This window comes from Ktedonobacter racemifer DSM 44963 (genome assembly GCF_000178855.1).
In the GTDB taxonomy this organism is placed as follows: domain Bacteria; phylum Chloroflexota; class Ktedonobacteria; order Ktedonobacterales; family Ktedonobacteraceae; genus Ktedonobacter; species Ktedonobacter racemifer.
Genome location: NZ_ADVG01000002.1, coordinates 1,934,461 through 1,954,277, shown reverse-complemented (window position 1 = coordinate 1,954,277; position 19,817 = coordinate 1,934,461). Strand labels below are relative to the sequence as shown.

The window sequence follows — 19,817 nt, the reverse complement described above, 5'->3', positions numbered from 1 at the left end:
TTGGATCCTGATTCTCACATGTTGCATCTGGTTCTGTACATGGAATAATCACGGCATGTGGTTTTACTGAGGCTATAGCATGTATTGGTGGGCTAACAATTGCAGCGAGAGAGAGGAGCAATACAATGCCCAGAAATACATGCATGCTATGTTTCAACATTAAAGCGTCCTTTCACCCAAGCCCTTTTCGCTAAAATGAGGCGTGGGATGAGTAGCTCTGTAAAGCTTTTCGTATCTACAAAGCCGGGAGATATGTAGGATCGAGCGGCAATTGTTGTCCTGTGTAAAGCTTTTGTCCATTATGATCTACATAGTAGTAGTGACCATCTGTTGTGGCGATACGCCATATAGGGTCGCTTGGATCCGTACCTCCACCAGTCCAGGTGAATTTGTTATCCATACGGAATCTCCCGAAATCTATGGGAAAGTTAATTAATATGGGAGCCTGTTTCCCTGTCATCACAACTATATGGCCTTGCTGTGTCACAAGTGCAATAGCTGCCGCCTGTGAGACAGAAGGAAAGGTATGTTTGGCATTGAACTCATTCACAGGTCCTATGTTCCCAGCTTTAATTCGCAGCCCGATTGGATCGTAATCAAGTTCCATCAGGATGCTGACTTTCTTCGCGCCATTGAGTATTGGTAGCTCCCACATTGGAGGCAGGTTTAAATCGTCACGATACGGATATATCAAGACGGGCGTGCTTACTACCCCATTCTTCAACTTTTTACCTATGGGATCATTTTTCGCATGCAGCAGCGTTTGATATACCTCGGTTTGTTGCGCCGCTATGGCAATATCCGCTGGCGAGGCCGATTTGGCTTTGATCCACGTGTTTGCGGCGTGCTCCGCTGATCGACAGTTATTCTTACAAACTCGGTTATTTGGCCCCTGGCTACTTGTATGGCTCTGTGCAATAGGGGCATAGTTCACGAGCACGACGAACGACAATGTAAGGGCAACACACATTAGCACAACAACTACGGGAAGGCTCCAGAGCAAAGACAACGGAGATTTCCCATTAAGTCTTGTTTTTTTCTTCATTTCTTACTCCTTGCATGCTTTCTGCACGGTTATCGAGGTGTATATCTGGAGGGAGGTACCCTATTAGGGAGCGTGCATGATGTTTCCGTTTTCATCTATAGCATTGTCAGCAGGGCCGTAGTTTGAGCTGTCTGCTTCAATGGTGACGTATTGATCAATCCAGTGATGGAGGGTTGGATTGTCTGTATTCCCTTTATAGGGATCAGTCCCAGCCTGGTACACTCCTGTATAAGGATCTGGATCTGATACTTCATTGGGCTTATAGGGGAATTTCCACCAGGAATACCTGAGTTGAGGATTATTACCAACCCAATCATCGTAGGGGATAACATTAAAGTAGTTGCCTCCTAGATAATTGAGCCACGACTGATTCCAGGGGTTATACACAACAAACGATTGAATTATCGCGTTTGGATTGGTGGATGGATCGCTATCCGCATATACACCTGCAACCACTACAACATGGTAAGCTTTATCCACAAACGCTAATGCAGGTTGGCTAGTTCCTGGTCCACCGTGCGGAGCTGTCACGGCGATAGCAAGACTATGGGCAGCAGCATCGACTCCATTATGATAAATATGCTGATGATAGTAATAGCCGCTGGGCGATAAATTGTATGCCGCAACGGCTTGAGCGCGTGGATCACCACCATAATCATGTGAACTATTAGCGCGGGTGAAAGGCGATGGTAAGCCAGTCTCTGGATTCGTACGCATATCTAATGTGCCTGAAGTAAGTTGCATATCTGCGTCATGATCCATGGCATAGAGAATCTGCCCTTGTACTTCGTCAGCTGGGTTTCCAGATGCAGGACCCTGACTATTTTGTACTGGATATGCTATAGTTTGACCGCTTGTCAGATCGGCATAATTTACTAATGCTTGTACTCCAGCGAGGAAACAATAGTTATGAGCATTTTGTGGCCAGGGGCCGTTCACAGGTGTTGCTGTAGGATTAGTAGCGTCTACTCCTGTTGCCACCTTCATCTTGGCTAGATCGGCTCCATAGTAAGTGAAATTTGTAGTAGCTTGCGGTTGACTATCCACTGTCGCCTGCTTGAACGTAATTGTACTTACCTGCGAGAATCTCAGTCCTGAAGCAAGTAGCAGGCTTGCAAGACTGATAGATACCAGCAACTGTTTTAATACATTCAAATCTTTCTCCTTTTGCCGCTCATTAAGCGCATGGTGATTGGTATCAGTATGCCCACTAATTATGTATGCTTCAGGTTAAAGTATCAAATAGCATCTATTATCATTTTTCTTAACAAATTTATTAAAAAGGTGTAATTATTTAGCTTTCACTACTGGCTCACCTGGCTGTGAGTTAGATAAGGAGGATAGTGGGTAATCATGAGCTGATAGACTGAAAGGAGACGATCAAACAAGCGAGCAGGAGAAAAGAACATGGTCACCATCACCCTTTTGTGTCCCTACTGTGAAAGTGAGAAACTGGTGCGTAACGGGCATGCTCCCAATGGGAAGCAGAGATACTTCTGCCAGGAGTGTAAGCGGCATAGCCGAGAAAATCCCTCATCGCGTGGGTATTCGGAAGAACGCAAGGAAGAGATACTGCGAGCGTATCAAGAGCGGAGTAGTCTAAGAGGTCTTGAACGGACCTTTGGGGTCTCACGCTACACGGTGGCGAAATGGGTAAAAAAAGCAGCGAAACTGCCTCCCTTGAGGGAAACGCTTCTTCAGCCCGATGCAAAGAACCCAGAAGCAACAACATTGGAACTCGATGAATTATGGTCGTTTGTTTTACAAAAGGCACATCAAGTTTGGATTTGGATTGCTCTCTGCCGAGAAACCCGACAAGTGGTTGCACGAGCTATTGGAGACAGAAGTGAGAAGACCTGTCGCGAGTTGTGGAATGCTCTTCCAGAAAGCTATCGCGCTGGACATTGTTACACTGATTTCTGGAGTGCATATCAAGCTGTTATCCCAGAAGAGCAACATACAGCGATAGGTAAAGAGACAGGTGAAACGGCTCATGTCGAGCGCTGGAATAATACCCTTCGGCAACGTCTTAGCAGATTTGTTCGCAAAACGCTCTCTTTCTCCAAATCTCCTCTGATGCATGCGGCTTGCTTGGACCTTTTTCTTCACCGCTACAATCTGGAAAGGGCCATCAGCTTCATGTGATCCACTACCGATAAGGAGTATCTTAGGTGTTGAAGGAACTTTTGAAAGGGGCGTTCTGAAGATGGAGTTAAATTTAAAATAGTAATCGGAGAAGCAGCAATTCGTATATGCTGTTCTCCGATCCTTGCAGGCTGTTCGTGCAAAATAAGTGGCGAACTCTCTATTTACTTTTGTGAGATGATAGTAAATTTACTGCTTTCTTGGATGCTGCATAATTACCTGCACTCCAATGACCATATCAGTTTTCGCTGGAAAGTCGAAGCCTTGCCTGTTCTATCCGATCCCAGGCAGATTGCAAAGAATGAGCGTATTTGTTCCAATAAGTCTCGCATGTAAGCCGCAGGTCTTGTACTAGCTGCTGATCGTCAAGTGTAAGCCAATTAGCCGGACACTCGATCTGCTCATCCAATAGCTCCGGTATAAAGGTCGTCTCTCTGTTCTGCATGATGTGCCTCCTCTTTTTATTCTTGGAGATGTAAACGTGTTAACGCCCCTGAGAAGATATTCCAGCTATAAACTGGCCCTTCTCAAGGACGTTTGTGCGAAGGTGAGTGCTAACTTATAATGTCAATCTTTTACTACAGTTTGGCTGATCAGCGCTTACTGAAGATCTTACCTTTTGCTTAACCAGGATTACTCAGGTGTTTCTCCTTTTGGGAATTAGGGGGATTATTACATTTCTGTGATAGGCTTCAGTCAACGAAGTACAAAACATTATTGAGAAACACACGCAGTGTTATAGTTAGGTGCGCCTCCTGGCTGTGCTGCACAGGCGTAAGCTATTTCTGCCCCATCAATCATATCAGTCCATGCTGGATAGTTTGGGCCAGGATAGAATGTAGTACAGTCGTTTGGAAAACATCTTGTCTCATATGAGTTGTGAATATCGATTCGTGCATTTCCATTTGATACAATTTCGGCCCAATTGGCACGGCACCAGGTAGAATACTTATTATAGATTGTTGCTTTGTATGAAGTATAATTTGCTGGAACTGGTGCTGAGACGGTGTATATGGTATTGTAGGAACTTGCTTTTCCACAAGCAGTCTTATAAGGATCAAGGCCATAGCAGCCACTATTCGTACAGGGAGGGGGAATAAACTGAGGCGTGACTTTGGCTTGAGGTGCAGCAGGTTTGCCCGAAAGAGTATGGGCGCTAGCAGGTACGCTTGCAATGCCTAAATAAAACAATCCAAGGATGGCGAGTAGCAAACCACGAAGGGCCAAACGGCCAAAAGTGTTTTTCATTAAAGGGCCTTCCTTTCTGGAAAAGATACACAGATAACGATCGTAGCACTACAAACAGAGAGACATCGAAAAGCATTGCTCTTTTTATGTCGGTTTAGAGCGAGCAGCTGAACACATACTGTGTTAAATATCGAAGTTTGTGCTCAAGTCTTACTATTGAGGAGTGTAGCATGTATGAGTTAAATTAAAATATAGCAGAGGATATCATTTTTATTATCAAAATATTGACTTTTTAACATGCTGCTCGTATAATCCAGTCATATATTTAAAGTCTTTAATGTAGCTTGTGCGAACAATAGGGAAAATCAAAGATGGGCATATCTCGAAAGCCGGAACCTAATCTTAAGCTACGGGAAGAGAGGCTAAGGCGTCGTTGGACGCAACAAGAACTTGCGGATCGGTTAGAAGTTACTGTCGTTACCGTCAATCGCTGGGAGAAACAGGGAACTTTACCTGGCCCCCGATTCCGTTTTAAACTATGCACGCTCTTTAATAAAAGTTCCGAACAACTAGGTTTCACCTCATACAATGACGTCGAGCAAGATGAAAACAATGACGAGGTCACCCATAACACCACATATTTCTGTGATCCAGCGCTTCCCTTTACTTCGGACAAAAAACAGACCCTGGTTGGCCGCCAGAAACTCATTGACGAGCTTATCGGTCTGATATGTAATGGCGGTACGGCTTATGCCATCACTGGGCTTCCAGGAGTTGGTAAAACTGCCCTGGTGACAACTCTGGCGCAACATCCTCACATTCAACGTAATTTTAAGGACGGTATCCTTTGGGTTGGGCTAGGGCGCCAGCCACGAATTCTTGAACTTATGAGTAGATGGGGAAGAGTGCTAGGGCTCAATGAGCTAGAAACAGGAAAACTTACTACACCGGATGCCTGGGCAAAATATGTGCATGATTATATTGGTATGCGTCGCATGCTCATTATCATAGATGATGCCTGGGAGCTAACGGATGCTAGTATATTTCGCCTTGGGGGACGCAATTGTGTGCATCTACTTACCACTCGCTTTCCAGCTTTAGGGGTTTCATTTGCATATAACAATGTAGTGCGTTTGCAAGAGTTAACAGATGAAGACAGCCATAAACTCCTCGAACAGTTAGTGCCAGAAATAGTACCTCATAATGTGCAAGATATCCAGGAATTGATCAAAGTTGTTGGAGGTCTTCCACTTGCGCTTACCTTGATAGGACATTATCTGTATCTGCAAGCTTATAGTGGTCAGCAACGGCGCTTACATAGCGCGATAGACCGTTTACGCCTGCATGCCACAGAGCGGTTAAATATTGCTAATCCTCACCTTGTATGGCATCATTCCTCAACTCTCCCGGTGGGTACACCGTACTCGTTACAGATTGCCATTGATATAAGTTTGAGTTCATTAACAGAACAGGCAAGGCAAGCTTTATATGCCTTATCAATATTTCCTCCTAAACCTCACAGTTTCTCTGAAGAAGCTGCAACTACTATCTGCGCCATTACTAATGAGACGTTAGATCAACTCGTTGATAGCGGGTTGGTCGAAAGCTCAGTGTCTAGCCGTTATCTGTTACACCAGGTTATCGCTGATTATGCAGCCTTGCATCGCGCAGACACGGATATATCAGCACGTATGGCGGCTTTTTTTATTAAGCTCGTGCAGGATCATCAATATGATAACGATATTTTGCAAAACGACATGCAAAATATTGTTATAGCGCTAGAACTCGCTTTTGATCAGGGGATATATACGCTCTTTCTCCAGGGAGTACTGGCATTCGCGCCATTTTTAGAGACGCAAAGTCCCTATCCACTCGCCCACCGCTTACTTACACGATCACAAACTGTGGCTCAGGCGCTTAACGATAATGATAGCGGTGCAAAAATCTGGCTGTATCTGGGAAAGATTGCAGAACGTATTTGCAATTTTCAAGAAGCTGAATATGCATACCAGCAAGGATTGATTTTGGCTCAACAAGGGGAACTGCAAGGATTAGTTGGACGCTTTTATGTTTATATTGGTGGAGTTTTCATTGAACAGGGAAACTATTCTCATGCGGAGATCTATGTTTTAAAAGGCATGAAAATTGTGAGGGAACAGCATGATAAGTCTTATGAAGATCTTGTTTTCTGGTATCTGGGGGAAATCGCTGATAGTCAGGGCAAAAGCCAGCAAGCTGAAGGGTTTTATCAGCAGGGCTTGAAAATTGCTCAGCAGCTAAAAAACTACACACTTGCAGCCATCCTACTACAGAACTTGGGAGTTAAAGCTGCGAGAAAAGGAAAGTATCAGCAAGCAGATGCCTATTATTATGAAGGCTTAGAAATTGCGCATCGGATCAATGATCGTCAAAGGCAAAGCGCTCTCCTTATGAATCAGGGAATGCTCGCCTTTCATCAAAAGCAATATTACAAAGCAGTAGAACTCTCAAAAGAGAGTTTAGCCATTGCGCGAAGCATTCAAAACCAATTTCGCATTAGTTCGGTACTCCAAAATCTGGGGATGTTAGAAGGTGCATTGAAACGCTATCAGTCAGCAGAAGCATATTTGCAAGAAAGCTTGCAAATCGCTCAGGAGATTGGGCATCGCTGGCTTATCTGTGAAACGCTAGGTGAGTGGGGGCGACTTTATTTCGTGCAACACAAACTTGATGCCGCCAGGGAATCCTATCAAACAATGCTACAAGAGGCTCGTAAGCTTGGAGCACAATTATTACTTGCGCAAGGGCTCTTTGGGCTGGCACAGGTAACAGCAAAGATGGGTGCTAAAGAACGAGCAATTGCATATGCAAGCGAAAGCCAACTTCTTTTCGAGCACCTGGAAGATATACAAAGCACCGCCGTTGCCCAGTGGATCTCGAGAACACAGTCTCCAAACAAATATACCAGTCAGCAATTAAGTAGTCAGGAATAACGGCTGCCTGGCATGAAAGCAAAAGCATAACACCCACCCCTAACACATAGCCGCACACAAATAGCAGCACCCCCATGCAGGTGGGGGGCATCTGCGCCTTTGATATGTATGCCCCACCTGCATGGGCGGGGGTACCCCTTCACTTCATACGTATAGGGGAGCCATTCACTCAATTTATTCGATATATCCTCTTTTGCTTGACAAATCACTTCCAGCCGGGCATACTATATATATATATATCACATACCATAATATGTAATACGTGACCTGCCGTGCTACCTTCAGGTGGCACCCTTTATAGATATCCAGCAGCGCTGTCTCTCGTACCATAATATGAAGACGTGTGTTTCAGCAGCGTCTTCTGAAAACGCCTACAAAGCTCTTGTATTGGCGTTTTCATACGGAGTGGTGCGCTGCCTTAGCAGCGCATGACGTTTCGTCCCCTCACAGCGTCATTGGGGGCGCGCCATCTCTCGTACCATAATATGAAGACGCGTGTTTCAGCAGCGTCGTGCCCCCTGGCGCGCCGTGCGACACACCTCGTACCCACTATATGTATACCTCTCGAAAACGTCCCTCTACTTTCCTATGGAGGCTTACATGACAAAATTCGATCACCAGGCCTACGCCAACCTCTTCGCCCGCCCCTTTATGCCCTTCACCGGCCTGAATGACCTCATTCCAACCTCGCCCATGGTAAACACCTGGCCCATTCAGAACCTGCTTCCCACTGGCCTGACCCTCCTCAGTGGCGAATCACGCTCCGGCAAAACCTCCCTCGCCCTCCAACTCATGCTCAACGTCGTACAGGGTCAGTCTGCTACCTTTCTCATACTCGAACGTGTGTAAACACCCCCGAGCGGTCAGTTCTTCCTGCTTCATCGTCGATAGCCAGCGCACGGGAACCTTTGGATCGGCCCTCCCGTTTCGGTCTCACATCAACTCCCCAGGCATTTTACGTCCGGCGGTAGCCACTCTCCAGGACGGCCAGCTTTACGCGTGAAGCTGGCGAAGCTGTTGTGTTGCGAACCACAGGAGATTCAAGGCGGCATTGAGATCCCGGTCGATCACCAGCCCACAGGCGACGCACTGATAGGTGCGGTGTTTGAGCGGCATGCGCTTTTTGACCTGCCCACAGCACGAACAGCGTTTGGTCGAAGGGAACCAGCGCGAGGCGATGAAGAGACCGCCCCCGGCGTTGGCTACTTTGGCCTTGAGGAACTGCAACAGTTGCCCCATCGCGGCATCGGCCACGGCACGCGAGAGCTTCCGGTTGGCCATCATCCCCAGGATGTTGAGGTCTTCGATGCCGATGGCCCCACAGGTGCGCGCCAGTTCGGTCGTGAACTTGTGCTGGACATCCCGCCGGATGTTGGCGATCTGCTGATGCTTGCGTGCCACCTTGAGTCGTTGCTTCTCATGCTGCTTGCTGAACACGGTTCGCTTGGTTTGAGGGTCTTTCGTCTTCTGTTTCTTTGACAGCTTGCGTTGCAGCTTGCCGAGTTTCTTGAGATGGAGCGCTAATGGCCTTTGGTTCTCAAGCCTGCGTCCATCGCTCACCACAGCAGCTTGCTTCAAGCCTACATCCACCCCCACCACTGGTTCGGGAGCGTTGAGGCGCTCCCGCGTGATGTCTACTTGAACGGAGACGTACCAGTGGCCCGCCTCACAGCTGACGGTCCCCCCCAGAATTTTGACTCGTTCGCACACGACGTGCTTGCGTTGGTTGCGCTTCTTCCTGGGTGTGGTGGCTTTCCCCTTTTCGACGAAGCGCAGTTTTTCGGCGAGGTTCACCGTTCCCAGTTTGCGTAAGAGCTTGCCTCGGTCCTTCTTCGTTTGGCGCTGATCGAGGATGAAGCGGCCAAGTCCGGGAATCGAGATCCAATGGCTTCCCAAGGTGAATTTATCGTTGGAGAGATAAAACGATTCGTGCGACTTCCCCTTTTTCTTGTACTGCGGGTAGTTCGCTCGGCCCGCAAAGAAGTTGTCATAGGCGTTTTTGAGGTCATCGAACGCACCCTCCACCACACACTTCGTCACCTGATAGGTCCACGGATACTCCTGCTCCCGGATCTGGTTGAATTGCTTCTTGAGTGCGAACGCATGTGGCGGTTTGAGCACGCGCTGCTCTTGGGGAACGCTTTCCTGCTCGGCTTTGTACGCCTGATATTGCTTTTCCCACTGCTCCCGTCCCCAGTTGTAGATAAAGCGCCTCGTGCCACAGGCTCGTTTGAGATACTCCACCTGTTCAGGGGTGGGGTTCATCCGGATCTTGTGCGCGGTTTTCATCCTTGAGCGCCTTTTCTCCCGCTTTGCGGGAATTCCGGTCGAGCAGGACTCGACACCCGGCAAGTGGCGATCGTTCAGCGAGCGGCTGGCAGCTTCGGAAGGTTGAGCGCCGTGGTCAGATCGACCTCATGAGAGGAGCGACGCCCAGAAAGCGTTCCTTTGGCTTTGAGCCTGCCTTCTCGATCCCAGCGCTGCACTGTTTTCACGCTGACATCCACCTGCTTGGCAAACGGTACGACTGCGTACATCTCCTTATTCTCACTTACTTTCGCACACGTTGTCAATACCTGGTATGTATCTCCCTTCGCTGGCAATGCTCCCGATGACTCCCAACCCTTCAAATCCACTCGTGGTCGCGCCTTCTACCTGGGCCTCGACCACTCCCTGCTTCGCCTTCACGACCTCCGCTCGCGCCTGCTAGCTGCCCAGCCCGGCACTCCCCCACCCAACAATCTCTTCTTTACCAATACCTGGGCCCCTCTCACGCCCACCGAGGGCCTGCCTGAGCTTCAAAGCTGGCTTTCCAACTATTCCGATATACGCCTGCTGGTAATCGATAACCTGGCCTCGCTGCGCCCCCTCTTCAAAGGCAATGACCGCGAACTGCTCGCCCTCCTGCGCCGCCTCGCCGAACAGCAGAATATCAGCATTCTCGTCCTTCACACCTGCAAGCGCTCCTCCTCCCTGATCGCCTCTGTCGATCATCACCTCCATCTCAAACGTCTTCCCGTCTCCAACTACTACCATCTCGATATCCTCGGCTCCTCGCTCGCTCCCTTCTCACTCACCCTCCATTGCCCAACCTCTCACATCCATTTCCGTCACACCTCCCTCGCGGAAAGCCTTGCCCTCACAACCCTCAGCGCCCATAAAGCGCTCACCCCCGAACGCCTCGCCATCCTCCATCTTATCCATACCTGTGAACACCCCCTCTCACCCGCCCAGATCACAGCCGCGCTTGGCCTCGACTACACTTGCGTGCGCCCGCTCCTCAGCAAAATGGTCAAAGCCAACCTGCTCACCACTATCTCCCACGGCCGCTACACTCTCCACCCCTTCATCAAGCCTCTCGTTCCCGAACTCCTGGCCCAGCATCCCTGCCAACCCAAATTCGAGATCGCTCACATTCTCCTCTCCCCCGACTCTGAAGATACCCTTACCCCCGAATCCTCTACTGCTGCTGAATCCTCTCCCAATGACTCTTCCAATTCCGCTCAAACACCTACCACCCTCGAATCCCAAACCAGGATCGCTCACAATCTCACCCCTCATTCTTATACGCTGCTAACTCCCAAAAGCGGAAACCCCGATCCCAACCAACTCAATAACCCCAGCCCTAACCAGTAAACACCAAAACCTACAGACTACTATATGTTATTAGGCACCAATTTCTTGCGCTTAGAAAGAAACCACTCACGCAAAACGGCTCCAAGAGTCGGTAGGGACCAGCTTCAGCGCGTCCGAATGCCATTTATGGCAGTCCGGCGCAAGCCAAAAAATGCCCCAAATGAACACATCTCATAATCTATCACGACAATGCTCTTTTTTTAAAAAAACTCGGCGCGTAGCACCTCGCGCCATGTAGCACTCCGTCCCATAATATGAAGACGTGTGCTTGAGCAGCGTCGTCCCCTCCCCAGCGTGGCCCCTGAGCATGTTTCTTGACCAAAAGCATTGCGCCTCTTGACAATGCCCCCGGTCGAGTGCTATTCTTTATTTGCAGTCTCAAGTCGAGACTGCTAGCAATCAGAGTTGACAAGCATTGTATCATCGTACATGTCATGGGTGTGTGATATTGCTATCACGGATCGGTACGTCAACAATCGAGGGCAGTCTTGATGACACCATTGAGTCAACGTAAGCAACAGATCCTGCGGGTTCTGGTTGAAGAATATATCCATACCGCGACCCCTGTTGCGTCTGAGACTCTTGTGCGCAAGTATGGTCTGAAATATAGCTCCGCCACCGTTCGCCATGAACTGGCTGGCCTGGAGGAGTCGAACCTCATCTTTCAGCCCCATACCTCTGCCGGACGTATGCCAACAGACCTGGGCTATCGCTATTTTGTTGAGCATCTCATGCGAGAGTCGGCACTGTCACTCGATGAGCAACGTCTTATTCGTCACCAATTTTACCAGGTGCAGGACCAGCTGGATCAGTGGGTTCGCCTCACGGCTTCGGTTATGGCTCGCCTGCTACACAGCGCTGCGATCATGACGCCTCCTCGCTCCAACGAGGGCTGTCTGAAGCACTTTGAGATCCTGGCGGTGACTGAGCTGTCTGCCCATTTGGTGCTGGTGCTCACCGATGGCTCGGTGAAGCAGCAACGCCTGCTGCTGGATCGGCCTATTCGACAGGATGGGCTTAGTGCACTGTCGGAGCGCCTGAACTCGCTGTTCGCGGAGAGAACCGCCACTGAGATCGATGTGATCGCCTCACAGGTTGATTTATCTCCAGTTGAACAGCTTGTCGCACATACCATTAGTCACATCTTGCAACAGCATGGTGATCTCTTTGGCGATGTGTTCTACCGCGAGGGCGTGATCAATATTCTGGAGCAGCCAGAGTATAGCCGTCTCGGTCCTGAAACCGCTCGCAACGAGCGTGTGCGTAATGTGCTTGAGGTGCTTGAACAGAATCGTCTCCTTCCCGCGCTTGCCTCGCACCTGCGAGATCAACCATCCGATGGTGTGCAGGTGATTATTGGGGGCGAGAATGAGTGGGAGGAGATGAAGGATGTGAGCCTGGTAATCGCGCGCTATGGTCAGGAGGGTGGTGTTGGTGGCCTGCTGGGCGTGATCGGTCCGACACGCATGCAGTATGATCGCGCCATAGCCGTTGTTCGCTATATGGCAAACGTCATGAACGAACTCCTCTCCGAACTTTACGGCGGCAACTAATTAACATGATGTGCAAGTTCGTATAAGCGGGGTCAAGGGGCGCTGCCCCTTGCGGGGTTTGGGGTGTCCCCAACTCCTTCTCTCCCTCGCCGCCGCAGGCGGCAGAAAAGACTTGCACAGAGCACTAATTAAAACACCAACCAAAGAATTCCCGCTACAGCGGAAATTCAAATGCTTATAGATTTGATTCTTTTTTTTAGGAGGCAACTGTGCCAAAGGTAATCGGTATCGATCTGGGAACCACCAATTCTTGTGTTGCTGTTATGGAAGGCGGCGAGCCCGTCGTTATTCCTAATGCTGAGGGCGCTCGTACCACTCCTTCGATTGTCGCTATCAATAAAAATGGCGAGCGTCTTGTTGGCGAGGTTGCCAAGCGCCAGGCCATCACCAACCCCGAGAATACGGTGTATTCGATCAAGCGCTTCATGGGTCGCAAATTTGAAGACCCCGAAGTCGACCGCGACAAGCGCATTGTGCCCTTCAAGGTCGTGCGCGCCAGCAATGGCGATGCCTGGGTTGAGGTTCAGGGCAAACAGTACAGCCCCCCAGAAATCTCGGCCATGATTCTACAGAAGTTGAAGACCGACGCCGAGGCCTACCTGGGCGAGCGCGTGACTCAGGCTGTCATCACCGTTCCCGCCTACTTTAACGACGCTCAGCGCCAGGCGACACGCGACTCCGGCCGCATCGCAGGCCTCGAGGTCCTGCGCATCATCAACGAGCCAACCGCCGCATCGCTGTCCTATGGTCTCGATAAGAAGAAAGATGAGCGCATCGCGGTATATGACCTGGGTGGTGGTACCTTCGATATCTCCATCCTGGAATTGGGCGATGGTGTCTTCGAGGTCAAGAGCACCAATGGTGATACACACCTGGGTGGTGATGACTTCGACCAGCGCGTCATCAACTGGCTGGCCGACGAGTTCCGCAAGGAGCAGGGCATCGATCTGCGCCAGGACCGCATGGCCCTCCAGCGCCTGAAAGAGGCCGCTGAGAAAGCCAAGAAAGAGCTCTCCAGCTCGATGCAGACAGAAGTGAACCTGCCCTTCATTACCGCCGACGCCAGCGGACCAAAGCACCTGACCATGACCCTCTCCCGCTCCAAACTGGAGCAGTTGACCGAGGACCTGGTCGAGAAGTCCCGCAAGCCGGTGATGCAGTCGCTCTCCGATGCTGGAATGCGCCCTGGTGATGTCAACGAGGTCGTTCTGGTTGGCGGTCAGACCCGTATGCCTGCCGTACAGACCATGGTTCGCCGCATCTTCGACCGTGAGCCTAACCGTGGCGTAAACCCCGACGAGGTCGTAGCCATCGGCGCCGCCATTCAGGCTGGTGTGCTGACTGGCGACGTGAAGGACGTGCTCCTGCTCGACGTCACGCCGCTCTCTCTGGGTATCGAGACCTATGGTGGCGTCTTCACCCGCCTGATCGAGCGCAACACCACTATCCCGACGCAGAAGAGCCAGATCTTCTCCACCGCTAGCGACAACCAGCCTAGCGTAGAGGTCAACGTCCTGCAGGGTGAGCGTGAGTTCGCCAAGGATAACCGCTCGCTTGGTAGCTTCATCCTGGATGGTATTCCACCCGCTCCTCGCGGTGTGCCACAGATCGAGGTCACCTTCGATATCGATGCCAATGGTATCGTGAACGTGTCCGCGCGCGACAAGGGCACCAATCGTGAGCAGAAGATTACCATTCACCCCTCCAGCGGCCTGAGCAAGGAGCAGATCAACAACATGGTTCAGGATGCTGAGGCCCATGCTGCCGAGGACAAGCGCCGCAAGGAAGAGGTCGAGGAGCGCAACCAGGCCGATAGCGCGGCCTATCGCTCCGAGAAGGCTCTCTCCGAGCTTGGCGACCGCATCTCTGGTGAGCAGAAGAGCGAGCTGGAGACCAAGATCGCTGACGTGCGTGCCGCTCTGGCGACCGACGACGTCGAGCGCATGAAGTCCGCGCGCGAGGCTCTTGAGCAGTCCTTCTACAAGATTAGTGAGTCGATCTACCGCACTGGTGCCGAGGCTGGCGCAGGTGCAGGTGCGACTGCTGACCCGGGCGCGTCACAGGGTGGCAACACTGGTGACGACACCATTGAGGGCGAATACAAGGAAATGTAATAATGGTGCAAGGGTACTACCACGTGTAGTACCCTTGCCCTTTTTCCTTCTAGCCCACCACATCCCACACAAAGCTACAAACTTAGGAATTGCATTGAGTTTCTTTCCCATTAACCGATACATATAATGAGATGTAACAAACGTGTGAGCAGCCAGCACCGCAGACGCTCAGAGGTAGGAGGGATGGGCGTCTGCGGCGGGCAAATGTCCGCCCCACACGCCCATCCCTCCTACCCACAGGCGAGCTTGCGAGCCGAGAAGCAGGAAAAGGGATTCCTTTTTTAAACCCTGTCCGGTACTACAAGCATTGCGTATCTCCTGGCTATGGTGTAAGCTTGTTAATTGATACAATTTCTTCTTAACTTGCCTTTCTTCGATTGATAGACGTTACCCAGTAGCGCGGAAAAGAACGCGCCCTGTTTCTGACGATAAAGGACCGGTAGATGGCCGCAAATAAACGAGATTATTATGAAGTACTAGGGGTGGCCCGCACAGCGACGGATGATGAGGTCAAAAAAGCCTTCCGCCGCCTTGCTAAACAGTATCACCCCGACGCTAATAAAGAGCAGGGAGCGGAAGCCCGTTTTATCGAGATCAACGAGGCCTATGAGGTCTTGAGCGATTCACAGAAGCGTGCCGCCTATGATCGTTACGGCCATGCTGGCGTTGGTGCCAATGCCGCAGGTGCCGGATTCAATGGATTTGAAGGCTTCGGTAGCATTAATGATCTCTTCGAAACCTTCTTCGCGGGGTCTACAGGGGGAACAACCCGCCGTACGGGTACGCAGCGTGGCGCGGACATCCGCTATGAATTAACTATTACCTTTGAAGAGGCTGTATTTGGCTGTCAGAAAGAAATCGAGCTGCCCCGTTGGGAGACCTGTGGCAACTGTCACGGTAACGGCGCCCAGCCTGGCACCTCTACCTCGCGCTGTTCCGCCTGTCAGGGGACGGGCGAGATCCGCCGCGTGCAGCAGTCGATCTTTGGCCAGTTTGTTAATGTCATGATGTGTGAGCGCTGTCGTGGCGAAGGCCGTGTCATTACGACTCCCTGTGAGAAGTGCCGTGGCCAGGGCCGTGTGCGCAATAACCGCCGCGTCGTGGTCAACATTCCCGCTGGCGTCGATGACGGCATCAACGTACGTGTGACGGGCGAGGGCGAGGTTAGCTCCCGTGGAGGGACGCCTGGTAACCTGTATGTCGTCCTGACTGTCAAGCCACACCCCTTCTTCAAGCGCCAGGGCAACGACGTGCTCTATGAACTGCCCATTAGCTTCACACAGGCCGCGCTTGGCGACGAGGTCGAGGTTCCCACCGTCGATAGCAAGACCACCATGCTCAAGATTCCCGCCGGCACGCAGAGCAATCGCTCCTTCCGCCTCAAGGGCATGGGCATTCCCGTGGTCCACAGCAGCGCCCGTGGCGACGAGCATGTCATCGTCAAGGTCGTGACGCCAACCAACCTGACGCCCGAGCAGAAAACCCTGTTGGAAGAGTTTGCCCGCATCGAGCGCGAGCAGAACGAGCAGAACGGCAAGAACATCTTCCGCGACCTCTTCGAGAAAACCAAAGACGTCTTCCAATAGACTAGATAACGCAATGTGCATGCTTGCGCGGACGAGGTCCAGGGGCAGCGCCCCTGGCGGGGTTTGGGGTGTCCCCAAATTCTATCCCCTTCGCCACCGCAGGCGGCAGGAAAAATTTGCACATAGCGTAGGTTAGATAAATATAAAAAGTGAGGCTGAGCATTATGCTCAGCCTCACTTTTTATATTTATCTAACCTACTATTGATTCTTCGGTGGTTGGCTGGGTGGTGGTCTTACTTGGCTGGCTGATAAAGCTTGCCGTCATCGCCAGGTGGTCGCTGGCTGCGCTACCAAGGACGCCATTGCCCATCAGGATGGGCTGACATTGCTCTAAGCGCTGTGCCAGTTCAGGGGTGGCGAAGATGTAGTCAATGCGCCCGGCCGGCGCTATGGCCGGGCAGGTAAAGCCGGGATCGCGCGGGGCCCTCTTGCGGAAACAATCGACATAGCCCGCTTTCAGCAGGAGGCCGATACTCGCGCGTGGTGCGTAGAGCGAGGCCGCCAGGTTAAACAGCCCGCTTAGCACCTGGCTGCGTGGAATAATACGCAGCACGGGGATCAGGAAGCGGAGGGGCGGTGGCACAACATAGTTTAGCGTGGGTACACCGTCCGCGTAGTTCTTGAACTTGTGTTTGCTTCGTTTCTCCTGTTCTAAGGAGACCAGGGCGCGGAGCAGTTCGCTAGCCTGAAAGGTGTCGCCGGGTGCCAGGGAGTTGAAGTCACCCATCAAGATATGGGATCTGCCCTCCTCTTGGATGGGGGCCAGGATGTGCAGGATCTCGCGCACCTCGCGCTTCCTGAGCGCGCCACCTCCCCGGCCCTTGAAGAACGAGGCCCATAGGTGCGTCACAAAGACCGTCAGGCGCTCCCCACTCTCTTCCTCAACGCTGACCTCCAGCAGGGGCTTATTCAAAATCCCTGGGCGTGGGTGGATTTTTGTCTCAAGGATGGGCAGGCGTGTCAGGAGGGCAAGCTGGTAGTCGCCAGAATAGGCTGGTTCTCCGCCCATAACCAGCTGCATCCCCATCTCTCTGGCAATTTCATCAATGACGCGTGGCTGCTCCTGGATTTGCGGATGCGTCGCCTCTACCACGCCAACAATATCTGGCTTAACAGATTGCAGGATACTACAAATTTCTCGCGTGCGCTTGCTGCCCTGCTCACGCACATTATAGCCGCCAGCCAGGATATTAAACGAAACAATACGAGTCATATCTTATCTATCTCTAGCTTTCTTCATCTTCTTACTTCATATCCGAAAACCCTGAGCGCGAAGCGCTAGGCACGCAAGTGACGTAGGGTTTCGGAATAAGATCTTCGTAATATGAGTCTCATGGCATATATCAATTAAAACGAAGTAACCCCTACCAAAGCTACGCTCACTCTTTATCTTCGCCCGAATGGAGCAATTTATAAGTTTATCGATACTAAAAAAAGGAGGAGTGAGGCTCTGTGTAGCCATCGGTTGCACAGAGCCTCACTCCTCCTTTTTTTAGTATTTTCTATTTCCAGGTGACGCGGTCGAGGAGGTACATGGTCAGCTCGGAGATCGGAATACGGATCTGCTCCATGCTGTCGCGCTCGCGCAGTGTGACGGTCTGGTCGTCCAGGGTCTGGAAGTCGATAGTGACGCAGTAGGGCGTACCAATCTCATCCTGGCGGCGATAGCGACGCCCGATATTCTGGATATCGTCGTACTGGGTGACCATGAAGCGTTGCAGGTTCTTATGGATATCCTTGGCAACGCCGACCAGCTCTTCCTTATTTTTCTGCAAAGGAAGAACCGCGCACTTGACCGGGGCCAGCCAGGGGTGCAGGTGCAGCACTGTGCGATCATTGCCCTTGCCCATGGGATCTGGCTGCTCCTCGTAGGCGTCGAGCAGCAGATTGAGGAAGGTGCGATCCACGCCGCCCGAGGTCTCGACGATCCAGGGAATATAACGTTCCTTGGTGTTGAGATCGGTGTAGCTCAGGTCCTGGCCGCTATACTGGCTATGGCGCGAGAGGTCCCAGTCCTGGCGCCAGTGGATGCCTTCCCACTCCTGCCAGCCCAGAATTGTGCGGTACTCGATGTCGTACGCCTTCTTTGCGTAGTGTGCCAGCTCGTCCTTGCCATGCTCATGGAAGCGCAGGCGATCCTTGTGGTTGATGATGGTCTGGTACCACTTGAAGCGATACTCTTTCCAGTAATCAAACCACTTGTCCATCTCGCTGGGATGCACGAAGAATTGCAGGTCCCACTGCTCGAACTCGCGCTGGCGGAAGAGGAAGTTGCCCGGCGTGACCTCGTTGCGAAAGGCCTTACCAATCTGACAGATACCGAAGGGGATCTGTACACGTGAGGACTTCACAACGTTATCATAGTCCAAGTAGATGTTCTGGCAGGCCTCACCGCGCAGGTAGGTCTTCATGCGGTCGCCCTCAACCACACCCAGGTAGGTCTCCATAAGCAGGTTAAAGCGGCGCGGCTCGGTGAATTCGCCGCCACAGGCCGGGCACTTGTTCTGCTCAACATTTTTGGGGTCCAGGTGGTCGATGCGGAAGCGGCGCTTACACTTCTTACAATCGACCAGGATATCGACGAAGTTCTCGACATGTCCACTGGCCTCCCAGACGCGTGGATGGGTGATGTTCGCGCCCTCGATACCCACGACGTTGTCGTGCATCTGCACCATGGACCACCACCAGAAGCGGCGGATATTGTTGCGTAGCTCGACGCCGAGGGGGCCAAAGTCATAGAAGCCCGCGACGCCGCCATAGATCTCGGAGTTGGGATAGACAAACCCGCGCCGTTTGCTCAGGGAGACGATCTTGTCGATGGGAACCAGGGGGGTTCCCTGAATCTCTTCTTGCATCTCTTCGATTTGTGTCATGAGTGGTAAACCTCCACATAAAAAAATCCCCAGGCGTCTTCTCTCCGCCCAGGGACGAATGTTGCCAGCGTAGGCCTGGGGCCACTACAACGCTCTGGCGACATGCGCGGTTCCACCCTGCTTCTTCACCACAAAACAGTGAAGCCACTCTTTATGAAAGCCAGCTCCAAAGCGCCCTTCACCTGCTGTAGATTGCCGACCTCGCACCCTCCGTCGGCTCGCTGGTATCTCGCGCAGGTTACTCTTCTTTATCAACGCTGGCACATATTTCGCTTAATTATCTTCCTATAGTATAAACACACAAGCTCCAAGATTCAATCCCACCCCACCTTTGGGTTATGGAATAAGTAGGGTGTGATGTGGTAACTGCCGGGCTTCAGCCCGGCAGTTACCACATCACACCCTACTTATCTACCTCTTGCGACTAGCGCGCTGCTCTAGTTTCTCCATCCAGATGGGGACGATGATTGAGATGGCTGTGAAGGCTGCGACCGCGCCATAGACTACAGCCAGGGTTTTCCCTACTGGACCTTTCTTCTCAGGCTTCTCCATGCGGTACCTCCTGTACGCTTATCTGCTATCTTCTGCTATCTAAAGAATACTCTCCATACTCTCCCTGCATTGAAACCATCAGCCACCTGGTTAGAAACCTCCTACCTATCCTACCTATATACAATATAGCATACAATACGGCGAGCATGCCC

General features: G+C 51.5%; 15 protein-coding genes and 1 pseudogene. 7 read left to right on the top strand and 9 right to left on the bottom strand.

Annotation, left to right across the window (positions count from 1 at the left end; genetic code table 11):
* Positions 1 to 235 precede the first annotated feature (235 nt).
* Together KRAC_RS24685 and KRAC_RS24680 are read right to left on the bottom strand one after the other, a co-directional pair.
* The gene (locus tag KRAC_RS24685) at positions 236 to 1,045 is read right to left on the bottom strand and encodes a hypothetical protein (protein WP_007911843.1); all 810 of its coding nucleotides are present in this window, start codon (positions 1,043 to 1,045) and stop codon (positions 236 to 238) included.
* 63 nt (positions 1,046 to 1,108) lie between these two features.
* Positions 1,109 to 2,200, bottom strand: coding sequence for a hypothetical protein (locus KRAC_RS24680; protein ID WP_007911841.1), 1,092 nt, complete (start codon positions 2,198 to 2,200; stop codon positions 1,109 to 1,111).
* Positions 2,201 to 2,452: 252 nt separating this feature from the next.
* Here KRAC_RS24680 and KRAC_RS66450 point away from each other — a divergent pair, with 252 nt between their 5' ends.
* Positions 2,453 to 3,190, top strand: coding sequence for an IS1 family transposase (locus KRAC_RS66450; RefSeq protein ID WP_007911839.1), 738 nt, complete (start codon positions 2,453 to 2,455; stop codon positions 3,188 to 3,190).
* A 238-nt stretch (positions 3,191 to 3,428) separates the two neighbouring features.
* Here the strand turns inward: KRAC_RS66450 and KRAC_RS24670 are convergent, their stop codons facing one another.
* Both KRAC_RS24670 and KRAC_RS71615 read right to left on the bottom strand, forming a co-directional pair.
* A complete protein-coding gene (locus KRAC_RS24670; protein WP_007911837.1) occupies positions 3,429 to 3,635 on the bottom strand; it encodes a hypothetical protein in 207 nt (68 codons plus the stop codon).
* A 269-nt stretch (positions 3,636 to 3,904) separates the two neighbouring features.
* Positions 3,905 to 4,438, bottom strand: a complete 534-nt coding sequence (locus KRAC_RS71615; protein WP_007911835.1) for a DUF2690 domain-containing protein — start codon at positions 4,436 to 4,438, stop codon at positions 3,905 to 3,907.
* Between the two features lie 311 nt (positions 4,439 to 4,749).
* Between KRAC_RS71615 and KRAC_RS24660 the strand changes: the two genes are divergently transcribed.
* Together KRAC_RS24660 and KRAC_RS24655 are read left to right on the top strand one after the other, a co-directional pair.
* The gene (locus tag KRAC_RS24660; protein ID WP_007911833.1) at positions 4,750 to 7,350 is read left to right on the top strand and encodes a tetratricopeptide repeat protein; all 2,601 of its coding nucleotides are present in this window, start codon (positions 4,750 to 4,752) and stop codon (positions 7,348 to 7,350) included.
* A 600-nt stretch (positions 7,351 to 7,950) separates the two neighbouring features.
* Positions 7,951 to 8,199, top strand: a complete 249-nt coding sequence (locus KRAC_RS24655) for an AAA family ATPase (protein ID WP_007911832.1) — start codon at positions 7,951 to 7,953, stop codon at positions 8,197 to 8,199.
* Between the two features lie 144 nt (positions 8,200 to 8,343).
* Here the strand turns inward: KRAC_RS24655 and KRAC_RS24650 are convergent, their stop codons facing one another.
* Together KRAC_RS24650 and KRAC_RS24645 are read right to left on the bottom strand one after the other, a co-directional pair.
* A complete protein-coding gene (locus KRAC_RS24650) occupies positions 8,344 to 9,639 on the bottom strand; it encodes an RNA-guided endonuclease InsQ/TnpB family protein (RefSeq protein WP_007911831.1) in 1,296 nt (431 codons plus the stop codon).
* Between the two features lie 77 nt (positions 9,640 to 9,716).
* Positions 9,717 to 9,887: pseudogene (locus KRAC_RS24645) on the bottom strand (MerR family DNA-binding transcriptional regulator); the annotation flags it as partial.
* Here KRAC_RS24645 and KRAC_RS24640 point away from each other — a divergent pair.
* The 4 genes from KRAC_RS24640 to dnaJ all read left to right on the top strand — a co-directional run bounded on the left by KRAC_RS24640 (position 9,862) and on the right by dnaJ (position 16,239).
* On the top strand, positions 9,862 to 10,986 hold the full coding sequence (locus KRAC_RS24640) for an AAA family ATPase (protein ID WP_007911830.1): 1,125 nt from the start codon (positions 9,862 to 9,864) through the stop codon (positions 10,984 to 10,986). The pseudogene KRAC_RS24645 and the gene KRAC_RS24640 overlap by 26 nt on opposite strands.
* 491 nt (positions 10,987 to 11,477) lie before the next feature.
* The gene (gene hrcA / locus KRAC_RS24635) at positions 11,478 to 12,539 is read left to right on the top strand and encodes a heat-inducible transcriptional repressor HrcA (RefSeq protein WP_007911829.1); all 1,062 of its coding nucleotides are present in this window, start codon (positions 11,478 to 11,480) and stop codon (positions 12,537 to 12,539) included.
* A gap of 209 nt (positions 12,540 to 12,748) precedes the next feature.
* Complete coding sequence (gene dnaK / locus KRAC_RS24630; RefSeq protein WP_007911828.1) at positions 12,749 to 14,653, top strand: molecular chaperone DnaK; 1,905 nt, start codon at positions 12,749 to 12,751, stop codon at positions 14,651 to 14,653.
* Between the two features lie 443 nt (positions 14,654 to 15,096).
* Entirely contained in the window at positions 15,097 to 16,239 is a 1,143-nt protein-coding gene (gene dnaJ / locus KRAC_RS24625; protein WP_007911827.1) for a molecular chaperone DnaJ, read from the top strand.
* A gap of 191 nt (positions 16,240 to 16,430) precedes the next feature.
* Here the strand turns inward: dnaJ and KRAC_RS24620 are convergent, their stop codons facing one another.
* From KRAC_RS24620 to KRAC_RS71610, 3 genes are all read right to left on the bottom strand, one after another.
* On the bottom strand, positions 16,431 to 17,453 hold the full coding sequence (locus KRAC_RS24620) for an endonuclease/exonuclease/phosphatase family protein (RefSeq protein WP_007911825.1): 1,023 nt from the start codon (positions 17,451 to 17,453) through the stop codon (positions 16,431 to 16,433).
* Positions 17,454 to 17,742: 289 nt separating this feature from the next.
* Entirely contained in the window at positions 17,743 to 19,113 is a 1,371-nt protein-coding gene (locus KRAC_RS24615) for a glycine--tRNA ligase (RefSeq protein ID WP_211221316.1), read from the bottom strand.
* Between the two features lie 411 nt (positions 19,114 to 19,524).
* A complete protein-coding gene (locus tag KRAC_RS71610; protein WP_007911822.1) occupies positions 19,525 to 19,665 on the bottom strand; it encodes a hypothetical protein in 141 nt (46 codons plus the stop codon).
* Positions 19,666 to 19,817: the final 152 nt, after the last annotated feature.